Origin of the sequence: Pseudomonas brassicacearum subsp. neoaurantiaca, from assembly GCF_013608025.1 — a bacterium.
Taxonomy (GTDB): Bacteria; Pseudomonadota; Gammaproteobacteria; order Pseudomonadales; family Pseudomonadaceae; genus Aquipseudomonas.
Window position 1 is genome coordinate 77,231 of the sequence record NZ_VDLV01000011.1, and the last position, 23,797, is coordinate 101,027.

23 protein-coding genes are annotated in these 23,797 nt (G+C 62.4%); 17 read left to right on the forward strand and 6 right to left on the reverse strand.

Annotated features, from left to right (window positions below; all coding sequences use genetic code 11):
• The first annotated feature begins 222 nt into the window (after positions 1–222).
• The 17 genes from FHK92_RS09160 to FHK92_RS09240 all read left to right on the forward strand — a co-directional run bounded on the left by FHK92_RS09160 (position 223) and on the right by FHK92_RS09240 (position 17,825).
• Positions 223–636, forward strand: a complete 414-nt coding sequence (locus FHK92_RS09160; RefSeq protein ID WP_030141323.1) for an NADH-quinone oxidoreductase subunit A — start codon at positions 223–225, stop codon at positions 634–636.
• A 10-nt stretch (positions 637–646) separates the two neighbouring features.
• Positions 647–1,321 carry a NuoB/complex I 20 kDa subunit family protein gene (locus tag FHK92_RS09165; protein WP_030141322.1) on the forward strand — a complete coding sequence of 225 codons (675 nt, stop codon included), beginning with the start codon at positions 647–649 and terminating at the stop codon, positions 1,319–1,321.
• Between the two features lie 73 nt (positions 1,322–1,394).
• Positions 1,395–3,179: an NADH-quinone oxidoreductase subunit C/D gene (gene nuoC / locus FHK92_RS09170; RefSeq protein WP_030141321.1), complete on the forward strand. Its 1,785-nt coding sequence runs from the start codon at positions 1,395–1,397 to the stop codon at positions 3,177–3,179.
• Positions 3,180–3,181: 2 nt separating this feature from the next.
• Positions 3,182–3,679: an NADH-quinone oxidoreductase subunit NuoE gene (gene nuoE, locus FHK92_RS09175; protein WP_092196990.1), complete on the forward strand. Its 498-nt coding sequence runs from the start codon at positions 3,182–3,184 to the stop codon at positions 3,677–3,679.
• Positions 3,676–5,034, forward strand: a complete 1,359-nt coding sequence (gene nuoF / locus FHK92_RS09180) for an NADH-quinone oxidoreductase subunit NuoF (protein ID WP_181287771.1) — start codon at positions 3,676–3,678, stop codon at positions 5,032–5,034. Before nuoE ends, nuoF begins: the two co-directional genes overlap by 4 nt.
• A 142-nt stretch (positions 5,035–5,176) precedes the next feature.
• On the forward strand, positions 5,177–7,891 hold the full coding sequence (gene nuoG / locus FHK92_RS09185) for an NADH-quinone oxidoreductase subunit NuoG (protein WP_181287772.1): 2,715 nt from the start codon (positions 5,177–5,179) through the stop codon (positions 7,889–7,891).
• Entirely contained in the window at positions 7,888–8,895 is a 1,008-nt protein-coding gene (nuoH, locus tag FHK92_RS09190; RefSeq protein ID WP_030141318.1) for an NADH-quinone oxidoreductase subunit NuoH, read from the forward strand. Before nuoG ends, nuoH begins: the two co-directional genes overlap by 4 nt.
• A gap of 11 nt (positions 8,896–8,906) precedes the next feature.
• Complete coding sequence (gene nuoI / locus FHK92_RS09195) at positions 8,907–9,455, forward strand: NADH-quinone oxidoreductase subunit NuoI (protein ID WP_003180051.1); 549 nt, start codon at positions 8,907–8,909, stop codon at positions 9,453–9,455.
• Positions 9,456–9,464: 9 nt separating this feature from the next.
• Complete coding sequence (gene nuoJ / locus FHK92_RS09200; RefSeq protein WP_030141317.1) at positions 9,465–9,965, forward strand: NADH-quinone oxidoreductase subunit J; 501 nt, start codon at positions 9,465–9,467, stop codon at positions 9,963–9,965.
• Between the two features lie 4 nt (positions 9,966–9,969).
• Positions 9,970–10,278: an NADH-quinone oxidoreductase subunit NuoK gene (gene nuoK / locus FHK92_RS09205; RefSeq protein ID WP_003180046.1), complete on the forward strand. Its 309-nt coding sequence runs from the start codon at positions 9,970–9,972 to the stop codon at positions 10,276–10,278.
• A complete protein-coding gene (gene nuoL / locus FHK92_RS09210; protein ID WP_181287773.1) occupies positions 10,275–12,128 on the forward strand; it encodes an NADH-quinone oxidoreductase subunit L in 1,854 nt (617 codons plus the stop codon). Before nuoK ends, nuoL begins: the two co-directional genes overlap by 4 nt.
• A 39-nt stretch (positions 12,129–12,167) precedes the next feature.
• Positions 12,168–13,700: an NADH-quinone oxidoreductase subunit M gene (nuoM, locus tag FHK92_RS09215; RefSeq protein WP_181287774.1), complete on the forward strand. Its 1,533-nt coding sequence runs from the start codon at positions 12,168–12,170 to the stop codon at positions 13,698–13,700.
• A 7-nt stretch (positions 13,701–13,707) separates the two neighbouring features.
• Positions 13,708–15,171 (forward strand): NADH-quinone oxidoreductase subunit NuoN, encoded by a 1,464-nt coding sequence (nuoN, locus tag FHK92_RS09220; RefSeq protein ID WP_181287775.1) that lies wholly within the window; start codon positions 13,708–13,710, stop codon positions 15,169–15,171.
• A 254-nt stretch (positions 15,172–15,425) separates the two neighbouring features.
• The gene (locus tag FHK92_RS09225; RefSeq protein ID WP_030141313.1) at positions 15,426–15,698 is read left to right on the forward strand and encodes a CopG family ribbon-helix-helix protein; all 273 of its coding nucleotides are present in this window, start codon (positions 15,426–15,428) and stop codon (positions 15,696–15,698) included.
• The gene (locus FHK92_RS09230; RefSeq protein ID WP_181287776.1) at positions 15,698–15,973 is read left to right on the forward strand and encodes a type II toxin-antitoxin system RelE/ParE family toxin; all 276 of its coding nucleotides are present in this window, start codon (positions 15,698–15,700) and stop codon (positions 15,971–15,973) included. Before FHK92_RS09225 ends, FHK92_RS09230 begins: the two co-directional genes overlap by 1 nt.
• 63 nt (positions 15,974–16,036) lie before the next feature.
• Positions 16,037–17,146 carry an NAD(P)/FAD-dependent oxidoreductase gene (locus tag FHK92_RS09235; protein ID WP_181287777.1) on the forward strand — a complete coding sequence of 370 codons (1,110 nt, stop codon included), beginning with the start codon at positions 16,037–16,039 and terminating at the stop codon, positions 17,144–17,146.
• A gap of 202 nt (positions 17,147–17,348) precedes the next feature.
• The gene (locus FHK92_RS09240; RefSeq protein WP_181287778.1) at positions 17,349–17,825 is read left to right on the forward strand and encodes a hemerythrin domain-containing protein; all 477 of its coding nucleotides are present in this window, start codon (positions 17,349–17,351) and stop codon (positions 17,823–17,825) included.
• Between the two features lie 52 nt (positions 17,826–17,877).
• On the opposite strand, the gene FHK92_RS09245 is transcribed toward FHK92_RS09240, so the two are convergent.
• The 6 genes from FHK92_RS09245 to FHK92_RS09270 all read right to left on the reverse strand — a co-directional run bounded on the left by FHK92_RS09245 (position 17,878) and on the right by FHK92_RS09270 (position 23,717).
• Positions 17,878–18,756: a LysR family transcriptional regulator gene (locus FHK92_RS09245; protein ID WP_181287779.1), complete on the reverse strand. Its 879-nt coding sequence runs from the start codon at positions 18,754–18,756 to the stop codon at positions 17,878–17,880.
• A gap of 235 nt (positions 18,757–18,991) precedes the next feature.
• Positions 18,992–19,621 (reverse strand): isochorismate family cysteine hydrolase YcaC, encoded by a 630-nt coding sequence (gene ycaC, locus FHK92_RS09250; RefSeq protein WP_181287780.1) that lies wholly within the window; start codon positions 19,619–19,621, stop codon positions 18,992–18,994.
• A gap of 144 nt (positions 19,622–19,765) precedes the next feature.
• On the reverse strand, positions 19,766–21,604 hold the full coding sequence (locus FHK92_RS09255) for an amidohydrolase (RefSeq protein ID WP_181287848.1): 1,839 nt from the start codon (positions 21,602–21,604) through the stop codon (positions 19,766–19,768).
• Between the two features lie 118 nt (positions 21,605–21,722).
• On the reverse strand, positions 21,723–22,361 hold the full coding sequence (locus FHK92_RS09260) for an antibiotic biosynthesis monooxygenase (RefSeq protein WP_181287781.1): 639 nt from the start codon (positions 22,359–22,361) through the stop codon (positions 21,723–21,725).
• The gene (locus tag FHK92_RS09265; protein ID WP_181287782.1) at positions 22,354–22,767 is read right to left on the reverse strand and encodes a DoxX family protein; all 414 of its coding nucleotides are present in this window, start codon (positions 22,765–22,767) and stop codon (positions 22,354–22,356) included. Before FHK92_RS09265 ends, FHK92_RS09260 begins: the two co-directional genes overlap by 8 nt.
• Positions 22,764–23,717 carry a LysR family transcriptional regulator gene (locus FHK92_RS09270; protein WP_181287783.1) on the reverse strand — a complete coding sequence of 318 codons (954 nt, stop codon included), beginning with the start codon at positions 23,715–23,717 and terminating at the stop codon, positions 22,764–22,766. The genes FHK92_RS09265 and FHK92_RS09270 overlap by 4 nt, the downstream gene beginning before the upstream one ends.
• Positions 23,718–23,797: the final 80 nt, after the last annotated feature.

Below are 23,797 nucleotides of genomic sequence, written 5' to 3' on the forward strand. Positions count from 1 at the left end.
CGAAATTCTTTTGAGGAATCAACAGCCAATCCCCGCCCGGCCGGGGCCGGAAGGTCATGGAGGCACGCTATGTCCTTATTCCAATAAATAATTTCGCTATAGGAATTTTACTTGCCCGGTGTTTAGCCATAAAATCACCGCGATTGATTGCTGCGACATATCGTCACTGCGTTATTTCTTTTCAAGCTCAGAGACCATTGCTCTCTGTTAAGGATTTCCAGCATGCCCGAAGCGACAGGACTCATGGCCCACAACTGGGGCTTTGCCATTTTCCTTCTGGGTGTCGTCGGCCTGTGTGCCTTCATGCTCGGTGTATCGAGCCTGCTCGGGTCAAAAGCCTGGGGCCGCAGCAAGAATGAACCGTTCGAGTCCGGCATGCTGCCTACCGGTGGCGCCCGCTTGCGGCTCTCAGCCAAATTCTATCTGGTCGCGATGCTCTTCGTGATCTTCGATATCGAAGCCCTCTTTCTCTTTGCCTGGTCTGTGTCCGTCCGCGAAAGCGGCTGGACCGGATTTGTCGAAGCTCTCGTTTTCATAGCAATTCTGTTGGCAGGTCTTGTCTACCTTTACCGGGTGGGGGCTCTTGATTGGGCTCCGGAAGCTCGGCGCAAGCGGCAAGCGAAGCTGAAACAATGAGGCTTTGGCAATGCAATACAATCTCACCCGGATCGACCCCGATGCTCCTAACGAGCAGTATCCGATCGGCAAGCGGGAAACCGTCGCCGATCCGTTAGAAGATCAAGTCCACAAAAATATCTTCATGGGCAAGCTCGAAGACGTGCTGAACAGCACGGTCAACTGGGGTCGCAAGAACTCCCTGTGGCCGTACAACTTCGGCCTTTCGTGCTGCTACGTGGAAATGACCACCGCCTTCACGGCGCCCCACGACATCGCGCGCTTTGGCGCCGAGGTTATCCGGGCATCGCCGCGCCAGGCGGATTTCATGGTTATCGCCGGTACCTGCTTCATCAAGATGGCGCCGATCATCCAGCGTCTCTATGAGCAGATGCTCGAACCCAAGTGGGTTATCTCCATGGGTTCGTGCGCCAACTCCGGTGGCATGTACGACATCTATTCCGTTGTTCAAGGGGTGGACAAGTTCCTGCCCGTGGATGTCTACGTGCCTGGCTGCCCTCCTCGCCCGGAAGCGTTCCTGCAAGGCTTGATGTTGCTGCAGGAATCGATTGGCCAGGAGCGTCGCCCTCTGTCCTGGGTCGTTGGTGATCAAGGCGTCTATCGCGCCGAGATGCCGTCGCAAAAGGAACAGCGCCGCGAACAGCGTATCGCAGTCACCAACCTGCGCAGCCCCGACGAAGTCTGATCCAAGCTCTGTTCTGAACAAGAAACGAGAACCTGGCTTCATTCTTTACGTTGACCGAAAGCGATAAATAACCATGACTACAGGCAGTGCTCTGTACATCCCGCCTTACAAGGCAGACGACCAGGATGTGGTCGTCGAACTGAACAACCGTTTTGGCCCCGAGGCGTTCACCGCCCAGCCGACCCGCACCGGCATGCCGGTGCTTTGGGTTGCCCGAGCCAAACTCGTCGAAGTCCTGACCTTCCTGCGCAACCTGCCCAAGCCGTACGTCATGCTCTATGACCTGCACGGCGTGGACGAGCGCCTGCGCACCAAGCGTCAAGGGCTGCCCGACGGCGTCGATTTCACCGTGTTCTATCACTTGATGTCGATCGAGCGTAATAGTGACGTAATGATCAAGGTCGCCTTGTCCGAGAGCGACCTCAGCGTGCCGACCGTGACCGGCATCTGGCCGAACGCCAACTGGTACGAACGCGAAGTCTGGGACATGTACGGAATCGACTTCCCCGGCCACCCGCACCTGTCGCGCATCATGATGCCGCCGACCTGGGAAGGTCACCCGCTGCGCAAGGACTTCCCGGCTCGTGCCACCGAGTTCGACCCGTTCAGCCTGTCGCTGGCCAAGCAACAGCTCGAGGAAGAAGCCGCGCGCTTCAAGCCGGAAGACTGGGGCATGAAGCGTTCGGGCGCCAACGAGGACTACATGTTCCTCAACCTGGGCCCCAACCACCCTTCGGCCCACGGTGCCTTCCGCATCATCCTGCAGCTGGACGGCGAAGAGATCGTCGACTGCGTCCCGGACATCGGCTACCACCACCGTGGTGCCGAGAAAATGGCCGAGCGCCAGTCCTGGCACAGCTACATTCCGTACACCGACCGCATCGACTACCTCGGCGGCGTGATGAACAACCTGCCGTACGTGCTCTCGGTCGAGAAACTCGCCGGGATCAAGGTGCCGGACCGGGTCGATGTCATCCGCATCATGATGGCCGAGTTCTTCCGCATCACCAGCCACCTGCTGTTCCTGGGTACCTACATCCAGGACGTGGGCGCGATGACGCCGGTGTTCTTCACGTTCACCGACCGCCAGAAAGCCTACACCGTGATCGAGGCCATCACTGGCTTCCGCCTGCACCCGGCCTGGTACCGCATCGGTGGCGTGGCCCACGACCTGCCGCGCGGCTGGGAAAAACTGGTCAAGGATTTCGTCGAGTGGATGCCCAAGCGCCTGGACGAGTACACCAAGGCCGCCCTGCAGAACAGCATCCTCAAGGGTCGTACCATCGGCGTCGCCGCCTACAACACCAAGGAAGCCCTGGAGTGGGGCGTCACCGGTGCCGGCCTGCGTTCCACCGGTTGCGACTTCGACCTGCGCAAGGCGCGCCCGTACTCCGGTTACGAGAACTTCGAGTTCGAAGTCCCGCTGGCGGCCAACGGTGACGCCTACGACCGCTGCATGGTTCGCGTCGAGGAGATGCGCCAGAGCGTCAAGATCATCGAGCAATGCATGCGCAACATGCCGGAAGGCCCGTACAAGGCGGATCACCCGCTGACCACGCCGCCACCCAAAGAGCGCACGCTGCAACACATCGAGACCCTGATCACGCACTTCCTGCAGGTTTCGTGGGGCCCGGTCATGCCGGCCAACGAATCCTTCCAGATGATCGAAGCGACCAAGGGTATCAATAGTTATTACCTGACGAGCGACGGCGGCACCATGAGCTACCGCACCCGGATTCGCACCCCAAGCTACCCGCACCTGCAGCAGATCCCTTCGGTGATCAAAGGCAGCATGGTCGCGGACTTGATCGCGTACCTGGGTAGTATCGATTTCGTTATGGCCGACGTGGACCGCTAAGCATGAACAGCACGCTTATCCAGACAGACCGTTTCGCCCTGAGCGAAACCGAGCGCTCGGCCATCGAGCACGAGCTGCATCACTACGAAGACCCGCGCGCGGCGTCGATCGAAGCCCTGAAGATCGTCCAGAAGGAACGTGGCTGGGTGCCAGACGGCGCGCTCTACGCCATCGGCGAGATCCTCGGCATCCCGGCCAGCGACGTCGAAGGCGTCGCTACCTTCTACAGCCAGATTTTCCGCCAGCCAGTCGGTCGCCACATCATTCGCGTTTGCGACAGCATGGTGTGCTATATCGGCGGCCACGAATCGGTGGTCGGCGAGCTCCAGAGCAAGCTGGGCATCGGCCTGGGCCAGACCACCGCCGACGGCCGCTTCACGCTGCTGCCGGTGTGCTGCCTGGGCAACTGCGACAAGGCACCGGCGCTGATGATCGACGACGACACCTTTGGTGACGTCAAGCCGGATGGCGTCGCCAAACTGCTGGAGGGCTACGTATGACCCTGACTTCCTTTGGGCCCGCCAACCGCATCCAGCGTTCGGCCGAAACCCATCCCCTGACCTGGCGCCTGCGTGACGACGGCGAGGCAGTCTGGCTGGACGAATACCAGGCCAAGAACGGCTATGCCGCCGCGCGCAAGGCATTCGCCGACATGGCCGCCGACGATATCGTCCAGACCGTGAAGGACGCCGGCCTCAAGGGCCGTGGCGGTGCGGGCTTCCCCACCGGCGTGAAGTGGGGCCTGATGCCCAAGGACGAGTCCATCGACATCCGCTACCTGCTGTGCAACGCGGACGAGATGGAACCCAACACCTGGAAGGACCGCATGCTGATGGAGCAACTGCCCCATCTGCTGATCGAAGGCATGCTGATCAGCGCCCGTGCGCTGAAGACCTACCGTGGCTACATCTTCCTGCGCGGCGAATACACCACCGCCGCCAAGCACCTGAACCGTGCCGTGGAAGAAGCCAAGGCCGCGGGCCTGTTGGGCAAGAACATCCTGGGCAGCGGTTTCGATTTCGAGCTGTTCGTCCACACCGGCGCCGGGCGTTATATCTGCGGTGAAGAAACCGCGCTGATCAACTCCCTGGAAGGCCGCCGCGCCAACCCACGCTCCAAGCCGCCCTTCCCTGCCGCCGTGGGCGTGTGGGGCAAGCCGACGTGCGTGAACAACGTCGAGACCCTGTGCAACGTGCCGGCGATCATCGCCGACGGCGTGGACTGGTACAAATCCCTGGCCCGTGACGGCAGCGAAGACATGGGCACCAAGCTCATGGGCTTCTCCGGCAAGGTCAAGAACCCTGGACTGTGGGAACTGCCGTTCGGCGTCACCGCGCGCGAGCTGTTCGAGGACTACGCCGGCGGCATGCGCGACGGCTACAAGCTCAAGTGCTGGCAGCCTGGCGGCGCCGGTACCGGTTTCCTGTTGCCGGAACACCTGGACGCACAAATGTACGCCGGCGGCATCGCCAAGGTGGGCACCCGGATGGGTACCGGCCTGGCAATGGCGGTGGACGACAGCGTCAACATGGTCTCGCTGTTGCGCAACATGGAACAGTTTTTCTCGCGCGAATCCTGCGGTTTCTGCACCCCTTGCCGCGATGGCCTGCCCTGGAGCGTCAAGCTCCTGATGGCCATCGAGAAAGGCCAAGGCCAACCCGGCGACATCGAGACCCTGTTGGGCCTGGTGGGTTTCCTCGGCCCAGGCAAGACCTTCTGTGCTCACGCACCGGGTGCCGTGGAGCCGTTGGGCAGCGCGATCAAATACTTCCGCCCTGAATTCGAGGCCGGCATCGCGCCAACCCGCGCGGGCGATCTCAATCAGGTGGTCACGCCGACCATGGTCGGCGCGTAACGACGCTTAACAAGGCGAAGGGTCCGTGCCCTTCGCCTTTCGTTCGATGACGCCTTTTCACCGAGGCTGTTTGGATTCGGACGAATGACAAGATTCCATTAGCCACGCCCGCTGACACCGGGCCAACGAAGAACTTTGAACCATGGCCACTATCCACGTAGACGGCAAAGAGCTCGAAGTCGATGGCGCAGACAACCTGTTACAGGCATGTCTGTCGCTGGGCCTCGACATTCCTTATTTCTGCTGGCACCCCGCCCTTGGCAGCGTTGGCGCCTGTCGCCAATGCGCAGTCAAGCAGTACACCGACGAGAACGACAAGCGTGGTCGGATCGTCATGTCCTGCATGACCCCCGCCACCGACGGCAGCTGGATCTCCATCGACGACGAAGAAGCGAAAGTGTTTCGCGCCAGCGTCGTCGAATGGCTGATGACCAACCACCCTCACGACTGCCCGGTCTGTGAGGAAGGCGGCCATTGCCACCTGCAAGACATGACCGTGATGACCGGCCACAACGAGCGCCGTTATCGCTTCACCAAGCGTACCCACCAGAACCAGGACCTCGGCCCGTTCATTTCCCACGAGATGAACCGCTGCATCGCCTGCTACCGTTGCGTGCGTTTCTACAAGGACTACGCCGGCGGCACCGACCTGGGCGTGTTCGGTGCCCACGACAACGTGTACTTCGGTCGCGTTGAAGACGGCACCCTGGAAAGCGAGTTCTCCGGCAACCTCACCGAGGTCTGCCCGACCGGTGTGTTCACCGACAAGACCCACTCCGAGCGTTACAACCGCAAGTGGGACATGCAGTTCGCACCGAGCATTTGCCACGGCTGCTCCAGCGGTTGCAACATCAGCCCGGGCGAGCGCTACGGCGAACTGCGTCGCATCGAAAACCGCTACAACGGTTCGGTGAACCAGTACTTCCTGTGCGACCGTGGCCGTTTCGGCTATGGCTACGTCAACCGCAAGGATCGTCCGCGCCAGCCGCTGCTGGCCGATGGCGCCAAGCTGAGCCTGGACGAAGCCCTGGACAAGGCCGCCGAACTGCTGCGCGGTCGCAACATCGTCGGCATCGGCTCGCCTCGCGCCAGCCTGGAAAGCAACTACGCCCTGCGTGAGCTGGTCGGCGCCGAGCACTTCTACAGTGGAATCGAGGCCGGCGAGCTGGAACGCATCCGCCTGGTGCTGCAAGTGCTCAAGGACAGCCCGCTGCCCGTGCCGACGATGCGCGACATCGAAGACCACGACGCGGTATTCGTCCTTGGTGAAGACCTGACCCAGACCGCCGCGCGCATGGCCCTGTCCCTGCGCCAATCGGTCAAGGGCAAGGCCGAGGACATGGCCGACGCCATGCGCGTCCAGCCGTGGCTCGACGCCGCCGTGAAGAACATCGGCCAGCACGCGCTGAACCCGCTGTTCATCGCCAGCCTCGCTGAAACCAAGCTCGACGACGTGGCCGAAGAATGCGTCCACGCCGCCCCGGACGACCTGGCGCGCATCGGTTTTGCCGTGGCCCACGCCCTGGACGCCAGCGCGCCGGCCGTCGACGGCCTGGACAGTGAAGCCGCCGCCCTCGCCCAGCGCATCGCCGATGCCCTGCTGGCCGCCAAGCGTCCTTTGATCATTGCCGGCACCTCCCTGGGTTCCAAGGCGCTGATCGAAGCCGCCGCCAACATTGCCAAGGCTCTGAAGCTGCGCGAGAAGAACGGTTCCATCAGCCTGGTCGTGCCAGAAGCCAACAGCCTCGGCCTGGCCATGCTCGGTGGCGAATCGGTCGATGCAGCCCTGCAAGCCGTGATCGACGGCAACGCCGACGCCATCGTGGTGCTGGAGAACGATCTGTTCACCCGCACTGACAAGGCCAAGGTCGATGCCGCGCTGAACGCTGCCAAAGTCGTGATCGTCGCCGACCATCAGAAAACCGCCACCACCGACCGCGCCCACCTGGTGCTGCCGGCGGCGAGCTTCGCCGAAGGCGACGGTACGCTGGTCAGCCAGGAAGGCCGCGCTCAGCGCTTCTTCCAGGTTTTCGACCCGCAATACCTGGACGCCGGCATCCTGGTCCATGAAGGCTGGCGCTGGCTGCATGCCCTGCGCGCCACCCTGCTGAACCAGCCGATCGACTGGACGCAACTGGACCACGTCACCGCCGCCGTCGCTTCGAGCAGCCCGCAACTGGCCCGCATCGTCGACGCCGCGCCGTCCGCCGCGTTCCGCATCAAGGGCCTGAAACTGGCGCGCGAACCGCTGCGCTACTCCGGTCGCACCGCGATGCGCGCCAATATCAGCGTGCACGAACCACGCACCTCCCAGGACAACGACACCGCGTTCTCGTTCTCCATGGAAGGTTACTCGGGCTCCGCCGAACCGCGCTCGCAAGTGCCGTTCGCCTGGTCGCCGGGCTGGAACTCGCCACAAGCCTGGAACAAGTTCCAGGACGAAGTCGGCGGTCACCTGCGTGCCGGTGATCCGGGCACTCGCCTGATCGAAAGCCAGGGCGATGGCCTCGGCTGGTTCGCCAGCGTCCCACGCGCGTTCAACCCGGCACCGGGCACCTGGCAGGTCGTGCCGTTCCATCATCTGTTCGGCAGCGAAGAGAACTCTTCCAAGGCCGAACCGGTGCAGGAACGCATCCCGGCCGCCTACGTGTCGCTGGCCAAGTCCGAAGCCGATCGCCTGGGCGTGAACGATGGGGCCCTGCTGAGCCTGAACGTTGCGGGCCAGACCTTGCGTCTGCCGCTGCGCATCAATGAAGAACTGGGCGCCGGCCTGGTGGCCCTGCCGGCTGGCCTGGCGGGTATTCCACCGGCGATTTTCGGCAAGACGGTCGACGGTCTGCAGGAGGCAGCGCAATGAGCTGGTTTACCCCTGAAGTGATCGCCGTGATCCTGACGGTCCTCAAGGCCATCGTGATCCTGCTGGCCGTGGTGGTCTGCGGCGCACTGCTGAGCTTCGTCGAACGTCGCCTGCTGGGCTGGTGGCAGGACCGCTACGGTCCGAACCGCGTCGGCCCGTTCGGCATGTTCCAGATCGCCGCCGACATGATCAAGATGTTCTTCAAGGAAGACTGGACGCCACCGTTTGCCGACAAGGTGATCTTCACCCTGGCACCGGTCGTGGCCATGAGTGCCTTGCTGATCGCCTTCGCGATCATCCCGATCACCCCGACCTGGGGCGTGGCGGACCTGAACATCGGCCTGCTGTTCTTCTTCGCGATGGCTGGCCTGTCGGTGTACGCGGTGTTGTTCGCCGGTTGGTCGAGCAACAACAAGTTCGCCCTCCTCGGCAGCCTGCGGGCCTCGGCCCAGACCGTGTCCTACGAAGTGTTCATGGGCCTGTCGCTGATGGGCATCGTGATCCAGGCCGGCTCGTTCAACATGCGCGACATCGTCGAGTACCAGGCGCAGAACCTGTGGTTCATCATTCCGCAGTTCTTCGGCTTCTGTACTTTCTTCATCGCTGGCGTGGCCGTGACGCACCGTCACCCCTTCGACCAGCCGGAAGCGGAACAGGAACTGGCCGACGGTTACCACATTGAATATGCCGGCATGAAATGGGGCATGTTCTTCGTCGGTGAATACATCGGCATCATCCTGATCTCGGCGCTGCTGGTAACGCTGTTCTTCGGTGGCTGGCACGGTCCGTTCGGCATCCTGCCGCAACTGTCCTTCGTCTGGTTCGCCCTGAAGACCGCGTTCTTCATCATGCTGTTCGTCCTGCTGCGCGCCTCGATCCCGCGCCCACGCTACGACCAGGTGATGGATTTCAGCTGGAAATTCTGCCTGCCGCTGACCCTGATCAACATGCTGGTGACCGCTGCGATCGTTTTGATGAACGCGCCCGCGGCCGCGGTTCAGTGAGGATTTGACCCATGTTCAAATATATTGGCGACATCGTTAAGGGTACCGGTACCCAACTGCGAAGCCTGGTCATGATCTTCGGCCATGGCTTTCGCAAGCGCGACACTCTGCAATACCCGGAAGAACCGGTCTACCTGGCACCGCGTTATCGCGGTCGTATCGTCCTGACCCGCGACCCCGACGGCGAAGAGCGCTGCGTGGCCTGCAACCTGTGCGCCGTGGCCTGCCCGGTGGGTTGCATCTCGCTGCAGAAAGCCGAGACCGAAGACGGTCGCTGGTACCCGGACTTCTTCCGCATTAACTTCTCGCGCTGCATTTTCTGCGGCCTCTGCGAGGAAGCGTGCCCGACCACCGCGATCCAGCTCACGCCGGATTTCGAGATGGCCGAGTTCAAGCGTCAGGACCTGGTGTACGAGAAAGAAGACCTGCTGATTTCCGGTCCCGGTAAAAACCCTGATTACAACTTCTATCGTGTTGCAGGTATGGCCATTGCCGGTAAGCCGAAAGGCGCCGCGCAGAACGAAGCCGAACCGATCAACGTGAAGAGCTTGCTGCCTTAAGGAAGAAAGATGGAATTCGCTTTCTATTTCGCATCGGGTATCGCGGTGGTGTCCACGCTTCGTGTGGTCACCAACACCAACCCCGTGCACGCCCTGCTCTACCTGATCATTTCGCTGATCGCCGTGGCCATGACCTTCTTTGCCCTCGGTGCGCCGTTCGCCGGTGCCCTGGAAGTGATCGCCTACGCCGGCGCCATCATGGTGCTGTTCGTCTTCGTGGTGATGATGCTCAACCTCGGTCCGGCGGCGGTCCAGCAGGAACGCTCGTGGCTCAAGCCTGGCATCTGGGCGGGACCGGTGATCCTGTCCGCCCTGCTGCTGGGTGAATTGCTGTATGTGCTGTTCGCCCATCAGAGCGGCCAGGCCATCGGCCACACCACCGTGGGCGCGAAAGCCGTGGGCATCAGCCTGTTCGGCCCGTACCTGCTGGTGGTCGAACTCGCCTCGATGCTGCTGCTTGCCGCAGTCGTCACGGCGTTCCATTTGGGCCGTAACGAGGCGAAGGAGTAATCACATGCCTGCTATCCCTCTCGAACATGGCCTGGCAGTTGCCGGCATCCTGTTCTGTCTCGGTCTGGTCGGCCTGATGGTCCGCCGCAACATTCTGTTCGTGCTGATGAGCCTGGAGGTCATGATGAATGCCTCCGCCCTGGCCTTCATCGTCGCGGGCGCTCGCTGGGCGCAACCGGATGGACAGATCATGTTCATCCTGGTGATCAGCCTGGCAGCCGCCGAGGCCAGTATTGGCCTGGCGATCCTGTTGCAGCTGTATCGCCGCTTCCACACTCTCGATATTGACGCTGCCAGCGAGATGCGCGGATGAACCTTCTTTTCCTGACTTTCATATTCCCCCTCATCGGTTTCCTGCTGCTGTCGTTCTCCCGTGGACGCTGGTCGGAAAACCTTTCGGCGCTGGTTGGCGTGGGTTCCATCGGCCTGTCCGCCATCGTCACGGCCTACGTGATCTGGCAGTTCAACGTCGCCCCGCCGGAAGGTGGCGCGTACGTGCAGGTGCTGTGGCGCTGGATGGCGGTAGAAGGCTTCACGCCGAACTTCGCCCTCTACCTGGACGGCCTGTCGGTGACCATGCTCGGCGTGGTGGTCGGCGTGGGTTTCCTGATCCACCTGTTCGCCTCCTGGTACATGCGCGGTGAAGCCGGTTACTCGCGTTTCTTCGCCTACACCAACCTGTTCATCGCCAGCATGCTGTTCCTGGTGCTCGGCGATAACCTGTTGTTCCTGTACTTCGGCTGGGAAGGCGTGGGCCTGTGCTCGTACCTGTTGATCGGTTTCTACTACAGCAACCGCAACAACGGTAACGCCGCACTCAAGGCCTTCATCGTCACCCGCATCGGCGACGTGTTCATGGCCATCGGCCTGTTCATTCTGTTCCAGCAGTTGGGCACGCTGAACATCCAGGAACTGCTGGTCAAGGCACCCGAGCACTTCAAGGCCGGTGACTTCTGGATCGTCCTGGCGACCCTGATGCTGCTGGGCGGCGCCGTCGGTAAATCCGCGCAACTTCCGCTGCAAACCTGGTTGGCGGACGCGATGGCCGGCCCGACGCCGGTTTCGGCACTGATCCACGCCGCGACCATGGTCACCGCCGGTGTCTACCTGATCGCCCGTACCCACGGCCTGTTCGCCCTGGCGCCGGACATCCTGCACCTGGTCGGTATCGTGGGCGGCGTGACCCTGGTGCTGGCTGGTTTTGCCGCACTGGTGCAGACCGACATCAAGCGCATCCTCGCCTACTCGACCATGAGCCAGATCGGCTATATGTTCCTGGCCCTGGGCGTCGGCGCCTGGGAAGGCGCGATCTTCCACCTGATGACCCACGCCTTCTTCAAGGCCCTGCTGTTCCTCGCCTCCGGTGCGGTGATCGTTGCCTGCCACCACGAGCAGAACATCTTCAAGATGGGCGGCCTGTGGAAGAAACTGCCGTTGGCCTACGCCAGCTTCATCGTCGGTGGCGCGGCCCTGGCGGCGCTGCCATTGGTCACCGCCGGCTTCTACTCCAAGGACGAGATCCTCTGGGAAGCGTTCGCCAGCGGTAACCAGGGTCTGCTTTATGCCGGCCTGGTGGGTGCGTTCATGACCTCGCTGTACACCTTCCGCCTGATCTTCATCGCGTTCCACGGTGAAGCCAAGACCGAAGCCCACGCGGGCCACGGCATTGCCCACTGGCTGCCGCTGTCGGTGCTGATCGTGCTGTCGACCTTCGTCGGCGCCATGATCACCCCACCGCTGGCCGATGTGCTGCCGCAAAGCGTCGGCCATGCCGGCGGCGAAGCCAAGCACAGCCTGGAAATCGCCTCGGGTGCCATCGCCCTGGCGGGTATCCTGCTGGCCGCCCTGCTCTTCCTGGGCAAGCGTCGCTTCGTCACAGCCATCACCAACAGCGGCATCGGGCGTTTCCTCTCGGCCTGGTGGTTCGCCGCCTGGGGCTTCGATTGGATCTACGACAAACTGTTCGTCAAGCCATACCTTGCGATCAGCCACATTCTGCGCAAAGACCCGCTCGACCAGACCATTGGCCTGATCCCGCGCATGGCCAAGGGCGGCCACACTGCCCTGAGCCGTACCGAGACCGGTCAACTGCGTTGGTATGCGGCTTCCATGGCGGCTGGCGCCGTGCTGGTTATCGGCGCCATCGTGCTGGTAGCGGTCTGATATGAACCTTGCGAACTTGCGAAAGGAAACGAGCCCGTCATGATTCTGCCCTGGCTAATCCTGATCCCCTTCATCGGCGGCCTGCTGTGCTGGATGGCGGAGCGTTCCAGCTCTACCCTCCCGCGCTGGATTGCGCTGCTGACCATGTCCCTGGAACTCGCGCTCGGCCTCTGGCTGTGGGCGACCGGCGACTATTCATTTGCACCGGCCCCTGGCGCCGATCCGACCTGGGCGCTTGAGTTCAAGCACGCCTGGATCGCGCGCTTCGGCATCAGTGTGCATCTGGCCCTCGACGGCCTGTCGCTGTTGATGATCCTGCTGACCGGCCTGCTGGGTATCCTCTCGGTGCTCTGCTCCTGGAAAGAGATCCAGCGCCACGTCGGTTTCTTCCACCTGAACCTGATGTGGATCCTGGGCGGTGTCGTCGGCGTGTTCCTGGCGCTGGACCTGTTCATGTTCTTCTTCTTCTGGGAAATGATGCTGGTGCCGATGTACTTCCTCATCGCGCTCTGGGGTCACAGTTCTTCGGACGGCAAGAAAACCCGGATCTACGCGGCGACCAAGTTCTTCATCTTCACCCAGGCTTCCGGCCTGATCATGTTGGTGGCGATCCTTGGCCTGGTCCTGGTGAACTTCAACAATACCGGCGTGATTACCTTCAACTACGCCGACCTGTTGAAAGTGCAGATGTCCAAGACCACCGAGTACGTGCTGATGCTCGGCTTCTTCATCGCTTTCGCGGTGAAGCTGCCAGTGGTGCCGTTCCACTCCTGGCTGCCGGACGCCCACGCCCAGGCACCGACCGCAGGTTCCGTGGACCTGGCCGGTATCCTGTTGAAGACAGCGGCCTATGGCCTGCTGCGTTTCGCCCTGCCGCTGTTCCCGAATGCCTCGGCCGAGTTCGCGCCGATTGCCATGACCCTGGGCCTGATCGGGATTTTCTACGGTGCGTTCCTGGCCTTCGCCCAGACCGACATCAAGCGCCTGATCGCGTTCTCCAGCGTTTCGCATATGGGCTTCGTGCTGATCGGGATCTACTCCGGCAGCCAGTTGGCCCTGCAAGGCGCGGTGATTCAGATGCTGGCCCACGGCCTGTCGGCAGCGGCGCTGTTTATCCTCAGCGGCCAGTTGTACGAGCGCCTGCACACCCGGGACATGCGTGAAATGGGCGGCCTCTGGTCGCGCATCGCCTACCTGCCGGCCATCAGCCTGTTCTTCGCAGCCGCTTCCCTGGGCCTGCCGGGTACAGGCAACTTCGTCGGCGAATTCCTGATCCTGATCGGCTCGTTCGTCAGCGCCCCATGGATCACGGCGATTGCCACGTCCGGCCTGGTGTTCGGTTCGGTCTACTCGCTGATCATGATCCACCGCGCCTACTTCGGTCCGTCCAAGTCCGATGAAGTATTGCGTGGCATGGACGGTCGCGAACTGATCATGGTGCTTGGCCTTGCGGTGCTGCTGGTTTACCTCGGCGTCTCCCCGCAGCCGTTCCTCGACACTTCTGCCGCCACGATGCATGGCGTGCAGCAGTGGCTCGGCACCGCCTTCTCTCAACTCGCTTCGGCCCGGTAAGAGCGCTATGGAATTCACGATTCAACACTTTATCGCGCTTGCGCCGCTGTTGATCACCAGCGCCACGATCATCGTGGTGATGCTGGCGATCGCCTGGCGCCGCAATCACGCACAAACCTTCCTGCTGTCGGTGGCGGGGCTGAACCTGGCCTTGCTGTCGATTCTGCCGGCCCTGAAAGTCGCGCCATTGGCGGTTACGCCACTGATCCAGATCGACAGCTTCGCGTGCCTGTACATGGCGCTGATCCTGGTCGCTACCCTGGCCTGCGTCACCCTCGCCCACGCCTATCTGGGCGATGGCGGTTCGGGTTACCCGGGCAACCGCGAAGAACTGTACCTGCTGATCCTGATGGCCGCCGCCGGTGGCCTGGTCCTGGTCAGCGCGCAGCACCTGGCCAGCCTGTTCATCGGCCTGGAACTGCTGTCGGTGCCCGTCTACGGGCTGGTGGCCTACGCCTTCTTCAACAAGCGCTCCCTGGAAGCCGGCATCAAGTACATGGTGCTGTCGGCAGCCGGTTCCGCGTTCCTGTTGTTCGGCATGGCCCTGCTCTACGCTGAAGCCGGCACCCTGAGCTTCGTCGGCATCGGCCAGGCCCTGGCGGCCACCGGCCTGCCTAGCCCGATCGCACAATTGGGCCTGGGCATGATGCTGATCGGCCTGGCGTTCAAGCTGTCGCTGGTACCGTTCCATCTCTGGACCCCGGACGTCTACGAAGGCGCCCCGGCGCCCGTGGCGGCGTTCCTCGCCACCGCGTCGAAAGTGGCGGTGTTCGCGGTCATGGTGCGGCTGTTCCAGATCTCGCCAGTGGCCAGCAGCGGCGTGCTGAGCAACGTGCTGACCGTCATCGCCATTGCGTCGATCCTGTTCGGTAACCTGCTGGCACTGACCCAGAGCAACCTCAAGCGCCTGCTGGGTTACTCGTCCATCGCCCACTTCGGCTACCTGCTGATTGCCCTGATCGCCAGCAAGGGCCTGGCCGTGGAAGCCATCGGCGTGTACCTGGTCACCTACGTGATCACCAGCCTCGGCGCGTTCGGTGTGATCACCCTGATGTCCTCGCCGTACAACGGCCGCGACGCCGACGCCCTGTACGAATACCGCGGCCTGTTCTGGCGCCGTCCGTACCTGACCGCCGTGCTGACCGTGATGATGCTGTCCCTGGCCGGCATCCCGCTGACCGCCGGTTTCATCGGCAAGTTCTACATCATCGCCACCGGCGTCGAGGCTCACCAATGGTGGCTGGTCGGCTCCCTGGTGCTGGGCAGTGCCATCGGCGTGTTCTACTACCTGCGCGTCATGGTCACCCTGTACCTGATGGAACCGAACCTGCGTCGCCACGATGCCGAGTTGCACTGGGAGCAGAAGGCAGGCGGCGTGATGCTGCTGGCCATCGCCATCCTGGCGTTCTTCCTCGGTGTGTACCCGCAGCCGTTGCTGACTTTGGTTCAGCAGGCTGGGTTGACCGGCTGATAGCTGGAGCGTCAACGGTAATGAAAATGCCCGTATCGTGAGATGCGGGCATTTTTTTTTGGCTGATCTATCACAAGGCGTGATAGCCGTCCGGCCTTGGCTCGGCCAGACTCAGGCGATTGATACTGACACTTTATTCAATATGATTTATTTTGCTGCTCATAGCCTCAAAACTAATCACCTATACTCAGCCTTCGAGAGTGACTGCTTCAGAAGACTGGCTCCTACTGTCGATTGCCAAGGAGTAATCCACCATGACTACCACTGCGAAGACCCGATCGGTCACGGCTCATGTCCCGGTCCACCTGGCCGAGAAAGTCGACCTGATGGCCGAGCGACTCGAGCGCTCCAGGAACTGGATCGTCAAACAGGCGTTATCTGCCTGGATCGACCAGGAAGAGGAGCGAAGCCGACTGACCCATGAGGCGTTGGCGGACGTGGACGCTGGCCGAGTGATTGACCATCAGGCTGTCCAGGCTTGGGCCGATAGTCTCAGCACCGACGCCCCATTACCGGTACCGCGCTGATGGAGTTGAAGTGGACCAACAAGGCGCTTTCCGATATCGCCCGGCTTTATGAGTTTCTGGCTTCGGTAAATCAACCCGCCGCCGCGCGGACCGTGCAACAACTCACGGCAGCGCCCAGCTCTCTGCTGGTTAACCCGCGAATTGGTGAACGCCTGGAAGAGTTCGAGCCTCGAGACGTACGCAGAATCCAGGTTGGCCCTTACGAAATGCGCTATGAAATAGTCGGTTCTACCCTTTACCTGCTACGCCTTTGGCACACCCGTGAGGATCGATGACTTGGGTTTGACCAACCAGATTGCCGTCGCGCAGAAGCTGTTTTCATTTTGGAAGCCGCTGCGTTGAGCGTGGATATTGATTGCGTAGTCGTCGGCGCAGGCGTCGTCGGCCTCGCTGTGGCGCGGGAGATGGCGCAGGCCGGGCATGAAGTGCTGCTGATCGAAGCAGGCGACGCCATCGGCATGGGCATCAGTTCGCGCAATTCCGAAGTGATCCATGCCGGGCTTTATTACCCGCCGGGCAGCCTCAAGGCGCAGTTGTGCGTCGAAGGTCGGCGACGGCTGTATGAATACTGTGACAGCCACGGCGTCGAGACGCGTCGGCTGGGCAAGCTGATCGTTGCCAAGGACCAGGCACAGTTGGCCGGACTTGAGACGCTCTTGGCCCGCGGCCTGCTCAACGGCGTGGACGATCTGCGTCTGCTCGGTCAGAAACAAGCACAGGCGCTGGAGCCGGAGCTGTCCTGTGTCGGCGCGCTGTACTCGCCCTCCACCGGTATCGTCGATGCCCATGCCTTGATGTTGGCGCTGCAGGGGGACGCCGAGGCGGCCGGTGCCAACGTGGTGTTTCGCACGCCCTTGCTGGAGGCCCGTGTTGTCGATGGGGGCTTCAGCCTGGCGTTGGGCGGCACGGCGCAGATGGAATTGTCCTGCCGGCGGCTGATCAACGCAGCGGGTCTCCAGGCCCCTGCCCTCGCCCGCCGGATCGAAGGCCTGGGCCGGCAATGGATTCCCGATGATTACCTGTGCAAGGGCAACTACTTCCAACTGACCGGGCGGGCGCCGTTCCGGCATCTGGTCTATCCCGCGCCGGAAGCCGCCGGCCTGGGCATTCACATGACCCTCGACCTGGCAGGCCAGGCGCGTTTTGGTCCTGACACCGAATGGGTCGATGTAGAAAATTACCGAGTGGATCCGGCTCGGGCCGAAGCGTTTTACCAGGCCATCCGAAATTACTGGCCAGGCCTGCCGGACCAGAGCCTGCAACCTGCCTACAGCGGCATCCGTCCGAAAATCTCGGCGCCGGGCGAACCGGCCCGGGACTTTCTCATCAGCAGTGAAACCGAACACCAGGTGCCGGGGCTGATCAACCTGTTCGGCATCGAATCCCCTGGGCTGACGTCGTGCCTGGCGCTGGCGGGACGGGTCAGGCAACTGCTCGACAACACCTGAGGTCCTCGGCAGCGCAAAGTGCAAGGCGTTTTAACCGCGGCTCATGCAGCCTGCACGATGACGAAACTCGACGGCGGCCTAACTAACTGTTTTTAAAGGAAATTAAAAAGCGACTCGGCTGGCACGACGGATGCACCTCTCATGTTACGTGGCGTCGGCGCTCGAAGCCGGCCCGCATCCGTGAATGACCGAGGAGCAGCACATGAACGCCATCGACCTGTTGAAAGCCGACCATGAACGCGTCAAAGCCATTCTCACTCAGCTGAGTGAATCGACCGATCGCGCCATCAAGAAACGCACCGAGCTCTTGGCGAAGCTGGAAATGGAAGTGACCATCCATACCCGCCTCGAAGAAGAAATCCTCTACCCGGCCTTCAAGCAGGAAGGCGGCAAGGAAGAAGCCGAGATGTACTACGAAGCCAAGGAAGAGCATCGCACCGTCGATTCGCTGGTGCTGCCCGACCTGAAAACAACCGATCCTTCCCAGCCGGAATTCGCGGGCCGGGTCAAAGTGGTCAAGGAGTTGCTGGAGCACCACATCGAGGAAGAAGAAAAGGAAATGTTCCCGAAAGCCAAGAAGGTGCTGGGCAAGGCCAAGCTGGACGCCCTGGGCGAGCAGATGGAAACCATGAAGGCGCAGTACAAGAAAGAACTGAGCAGCGCTAACCTCGCCGCTTGATCGAAGGCCGCGAACGCTTCAGCCACTCATCGGGGTTGAAGCGTTCCGGCCTTTATTGCATCCGCTCGCGCAGGAACTCCACCAGTGCCTGCACCGGGCGCGAAGCCTGGCGATGTTGCGGGTAGACCGCCGACAGTGCCAACGGCTCGGTTTCAAAGCCCTCCAGCAGCTTGACCAGCCGGCCATCCTTCAACGCATCGCCGACGATGAAGGTCGGCAGGTAGGTAATCCCCATCCCGGCAATCGCCGCGTCCCTGAGCAGATCGCCGTTATTGGCCCGCATCCGCCCCGCCACTTCCAGGATCAGCGGTTTGCCATTTCCCTCGAAACGCCACTGCACCTGACGGCTGTGTCCATAGGGCAGGCAGTCGTGATCGCGCAGGTCTTCCGGTCGTGCGGGCGTGCCTTTCTCTGCGAGATACGCCGGGCTGGCGCAGTACACCCGTTCGATACTCGCAATGCGCCGGGCGATCAGGGTTGAATCCTCCAGCACGCCGATCCTCAGCGCCAGGTCGTAGCCTTCGCCCAGCAGGTCCACTGAGCGATCGCTCAGGTCCACTTCGACGCTGACGTCCCGGTAGCGCTGCAAGAACAGCGGCAGCAGGCAGCCCAAGTGCGCCACGGCGAACGACAACGGCGCGCTGAGGCGGATGGTCCCGCGCGGCTCGCTGGTCTGGCCGCTGATGCCCTGTTCCACTTGTTCGACTTCACTGAGCAGGCGCAACGCTGCCTCGTAGTAGCGCTGGCCGAGCGGCGTCACGTCCAGCCGGCGCGTCGAGCGGTTGAGCAGGCGCACGCCCAGCCGTTGCTCCAGCTCCATGAGCTTGCGGCTGACGAATTGCTTGGAGAGCCCAAGCTTGTCTGCCGCCGCCGTGAAACTGCCCGACTCCATGACCTGGGCAAAGATGCGCATTTCTTCGAAGGGGTTCATTTCTTTCCAGGTAGTAGGAAGATTTCAGCCGAACACAACCGTGGCGAGGGGATTTATCCCCGCTGGGCTGCGCAGCAGACCTAATAATTAAATGGCGAACATTCTGACACACCTAGTAGGCTTATTTTGGGGCTGCTGCGCAGCCCAGCGGGGATAAATCCCCTCGCCACAGGGTCATTGGCCAGACAAAAAGATGCCCGCACATTGGCGGGCACCTGTTCAGCCAGGAAGCGACTTACTTGGCCGTCAGCGCCGAGTAGCTGTTCATCAGGTTGCGGTAGTTCGGAATGCGCTGGGACAGCAGGTTGCCCAGGCCTTCGATGTCGTTGCGCCAGTCGCGGTGCAGCTCACAGGCCACCGAGAACCAGTTCATCATTTGCGCGTCAGCGGCGGTCATGCGCACCCAGGCAGCTTGCTGCACGGTTTCGTTGAACGTGCCCGAGGCGTCGGTCACGACGAACACGTCGAAACCTTCGGCCAGTGCCGACAGGGTCGGGAATGCCACGCAGACATCGGTCACCACGCCAGCGATGATCAATTGCTTGCGGCCAGTGGCCTTGATCGCCTTGACGAAGTCTTCGTTGTCCCAGGCGTTGATCTGGCCTGGACGTGGGATGTACGGCGCGTCCGGGAACATTTCCTTGAGCTCCGGCACGATCGGGCCGTTAGGGCCTTGTTCGAAGCTGGTGGTCAGGATGGTTGGCAGGCCGAAGAACTTCGCCAGGTCAGCCAGCGCCAATACGTTGTTCTTGAACTCGTTGGGCGAGAAATCCTGGACCAGGGAGATCAGGCCAGTCTGGTGATCGACCAGCAGGACCACCGCGTCGTCTTTGTTCAGGCGGTTGTAGGCGGGAACGTTGCTCATGGGATGACTCCTTTGGGATGGATGTTACGAAACCTGTGGGAGCGAGCCTGCTCGCGAAAGCGGAGTGTCAGTTGGCGACAATGTCGGAGTGCCGACGTCTTCGCGAGCAGGCTCGCTCCCACAAGGGGAGAATCGGGGTGTCAGTCAGAAGGCAAAGCACGAACAGCCAAACGCGCCCCAGAAACCCTGGAAGTCGCTGACCGGGACGTTCGACAAGCGCGCCCGTTCGTGGCTGTGGGAGTGCACCGTGCAAGGGCCGCTGCACTGGTGGACCTGGGCTTGCAACGGTGAGGTCGGACGCCAGTGCCCCGGGACCTTGACCACGGGCGACCAGTCCGGCAGCACCGGGACGCTGGCCGGGCCGAGTTTCTCGAAGTCGCCAGCGGCGTAGACCACTTTGCCGTCGACCACGGTCAGCACCGACTCGATCCACTTGATCGCTTCTTCCTCCACGCTGAAGAAATCCGCGCTCAGGGCCGCCAGGTCCGCCAGTTGGCCGACCTTGATCTGGCCTTTCTTGCCCTGCTCGGACGAGAACCAGGCACTGCCATGGGTGAACAGTTCCAGGGCGGTCAGGCGCGGCAGGCCTTCTTCGTGCAACGACAGGCCGCCAACGGTGCGACCGCTGACCATCCAGTACAGCGAGGTCCACGGGTTATAGCTGGAGACGCGAGTGGCATCGGTGCCGGCGCCCACCGGCACGCCTTCGGCGAGCATGCGCTTGATCGGCGGCGTGGCTTCGGCGGCCTTGGCGCCGTAGCGGTCGACGAAGTATTCGCCCTGGAAAGCCATGCGGTCCTGGATCGCAATACCGCCGCCCAGGGCTCGCACGCGTTCGATGTTCTTCGGCGTGATGGTCTCGGCGTGGTCAAAGAACCATGGCAAACCGTTGAACGGAATGTCGCGGTTGACCTTCTCGAACACGTCGAGCATGCGGCTGATGGATTCGTCATAGGTCGCGTGCAGGCGGAATGGCCAGCGTTGCTCGACCAGGTGACGAACCACCGGCTCCAGGTCCTGCTCCATGCCCGCCGGCAGGTCCGGGCGCGGTTCGAGGAAGTCTTCGAAGTCCGCCGCCGAGAACACCAGCATTTCGCCGGCGCCGTTGTGCCGCAGGAAGTCATCGCCCTGGTGCAGCTTGACGCTGCCGGTCCAGTTCTTGAAATCGGTGAGTTCTTCCTTGGGTTTCTGGGTGAACAGGTTGTAGGCGATGCGCACCGTCATCTGTTGCTCGCGGGCCAACTGCTCGATCACCGCATAGTCATCCGGGTAGTTCTGATAGCCGCCGCCCGCGTCGATGGCGCTGGTCAGGCCCAGTCGGTTGAGCTCGCGCATGAACTGACGGGTGGAGTTGACCTGGTATTCCAGCGGCAGCTTCGGTCCCTTCGCCAGCGTCGAGTAAAGGATCATCGCGTTGGGCCGCGCCACCAGCATGCCGGTCGGGTTCCCGTTGGCATCGCGAACGATCTCGCCACCGGGCGGGTTCGGCGTGTCGCGGGTGTAACCGGCCACGCGCAGGGCGGCGCGGTTGAGCAAGGCGCGGTCGTACAGGTGCAACACAAACACCGGGGTGTCGGGCGCAGCCTGGTTGAGTTCTTCCAGGGTCGGCATGCGTTTTTCGGCGAACTGGAATTCGTTCCAACCGCCCACTACGCGAACCCACTGTGGCGTCGGCGTGCGATCGGCCTGGTCCTTGAGCATGCGCAGGGCATCGGCCAGGGACGGCACGCCTTCCCAACGCAGCTCCAGGTTGTAGTTCAAGCCGCCACGGATCAGGTGCAAGTGCGAGTCGTTGAGCCCGGGAATGACGGTGCGGCCCTTGAGGTCGATGACCTGGGTGCCACTGCCACGCAAGGCCATGGCTTCGGCGTCGGTGCCCACGGCGACGAAGCGCCCCTGGCTGATGGCAACCGCGCTGGCGCGAGGCTTCTCGCGGTCAACGGTGTGGAATTGGCCATTGAACAGAATCAGATCGGCGTTCATAGGGTTTCCTTGTGAATGGGAAGAAGCAAGGGACAGGCGTGGCCAGAAAGCCGCCGCCGCGCTGAGCAAGGACCCGGCGGCGAGCAGTTGGCGGCGCAGCGGATCGGTCGGGTCATCTTTATTGGCCATGGCCGGGCTCCAAGTGTTCGTGGGCCTTGGACGCTTCCAACCATGGCGCGAACAGGCGGGTCGCCAGCGGCATGCACACGTACACCACCGAAAGCACGATGGTCACGGTGATCAGGAACGTGGCGACCACGTAGTTGGACAGGAACGCGTTGAGTTGCAGCAGCGGGCCCCAGAGCAAGGGCACCAGCAGCGTGTGCGGCAGGATGACGAACAGCGTCACCACCGATTGTTTCCAGCGCGGCGGCGGCGTAGCGGCATCGGCCAGCGGGGCGAACCAGAATTCCTTGTGGGAGGCGACTTCGGTCTGGTCGCCATCGGCCAGCAGCGGCGCGGCCTCTTCCACCAACTCGCGACGCTCGGCCGAGTCCAGCCAGCGCTGCATGGCCTCGGTGGAGCAGAACCGCAGCACGCAGGTAAACAGCGATAATCCGCCCTGCTTGCCCCGGACCACATCCACGCCCAGGTGCCCCGGCCACTGGCCGGCAACGCTGACGATGCGCCGCAACCAGGCTTCATAGGCGCCGTCCTGGCCGGCCTTGATCCGGTGCTTGACCACCAGCGTGACGATTTCGTCGGAACCGGGCATGGCCGGCGTCGCGGTGGATTCGAGGGTTGGGGATTCAGACATGGCGAAGCACTCCATCAAAACGCGTGTTCATCGCCAGGCGGCCGGGGCCGGCAATGAATACGCTGGTAAATATGATCAGCAGTAACCAGCCGAACTGCCCTTCTTCCAGGCTCCACTGCGGATGCACCATCAGCAGCGCCACGGCCAGCAGGAACAGGATCGGCAGGCACGCCAGCCGAACCAGCACACCGGCCATGATCAACAGCGGGCACAGAACTTCGGCGAAAATCGCCAGGATGAGCGTGGGTGCCGCGCCGAGGTGGAACGGGTCTTCGATGCGGGTCAGTTCGGTGCTGTAGTTCAACAACTTGGGCAAGCCATGCACCCACAACAGGAACAATGCGCCGCTCAGGCGCAGGACCAGCAGGCCCAGGTCCTGCATGCGGCGTTCGTCAGTGGTATTCATCGATGAGCTCCGGCCGGGTCCGTCGAGGCGGCTGCGGCCGCAGGCAACGGTTGGGACATGTGGGTGGCGATGCGCGAGCGCAGCCAGCGCTCGGCGGGGTCGTTGTCGTGCACGCCGCTCCAGACCATCGACAACTCGGCGGCATTGATCTCGAACGGCGGGTCTTCGGCGCGCAACGCGCAACCTTCCACCAGCGCACAGGCGGCGTAGTCGGGCACGGTGGCGATCAGCTCGGTGCCGGCCAGCAAGGCGCGCAGGCCACTGAATTGCGGCACCGCCAGCACGACCTTGCGCGCCCGGCCGATGCGGGCCAGGTCCAGGTCGATGTTGCCGCTCAGGTCACCGGAGAACGAAACCATGGCGTGAGGCCGCGAGCAGTACTCGTCCAGAGTCAGCGGCCCCGGGCGCTTGTCGCCGCGCAAGACCTTGCAGGGAATGTCCCGCAGTTTCTTACGCTTGGCATTGGCCGGCAGGTCGGTGGTGTAGCTGACGCCGACACTGATCTCGCCGCTGGCCAGCAGTGACGACATCAGCAGGAAATTGGCCCGGCGCACCACGACGATGATGCCCGGCGCTTCTTCACGCAGTTGACTCAGCAGCGGCGGGAACAGGCCGAATTCGGCATCGTCCGACAGACCGACGCGAAACACGTCGCAACTGGTGGACGGGTCGAACGCCTTGGCTCGGCTGACGGCACTGGAAATCGTGTCCATCGCCGGCTGCAATTCCTGCAGGATCGCCAGGGCCCGTGGCGTGGGCTCCATGCCTCGGCCGTGGCGGATCAGCAGCGGGTCATCGAACAGATCCCGCAGCCGCCCCAGCGCCGCACTCACCGCCGGCTGGCCCATGAACAGCTTTTCGGCGACGCGGGTCAGGTTTTTCTCGAACATCAATGCCTCGAAGATCACCAGGAGGTTCATGTCGAGACGGCGTAGGTCGTTGCGGTTCATGGGTGTGATTCCTGTTCAATACCGATCCTGTGGGAGCGAGCTTGCTCGCGATAGCGGTGGGTCAGCTTGCATCGATGTTG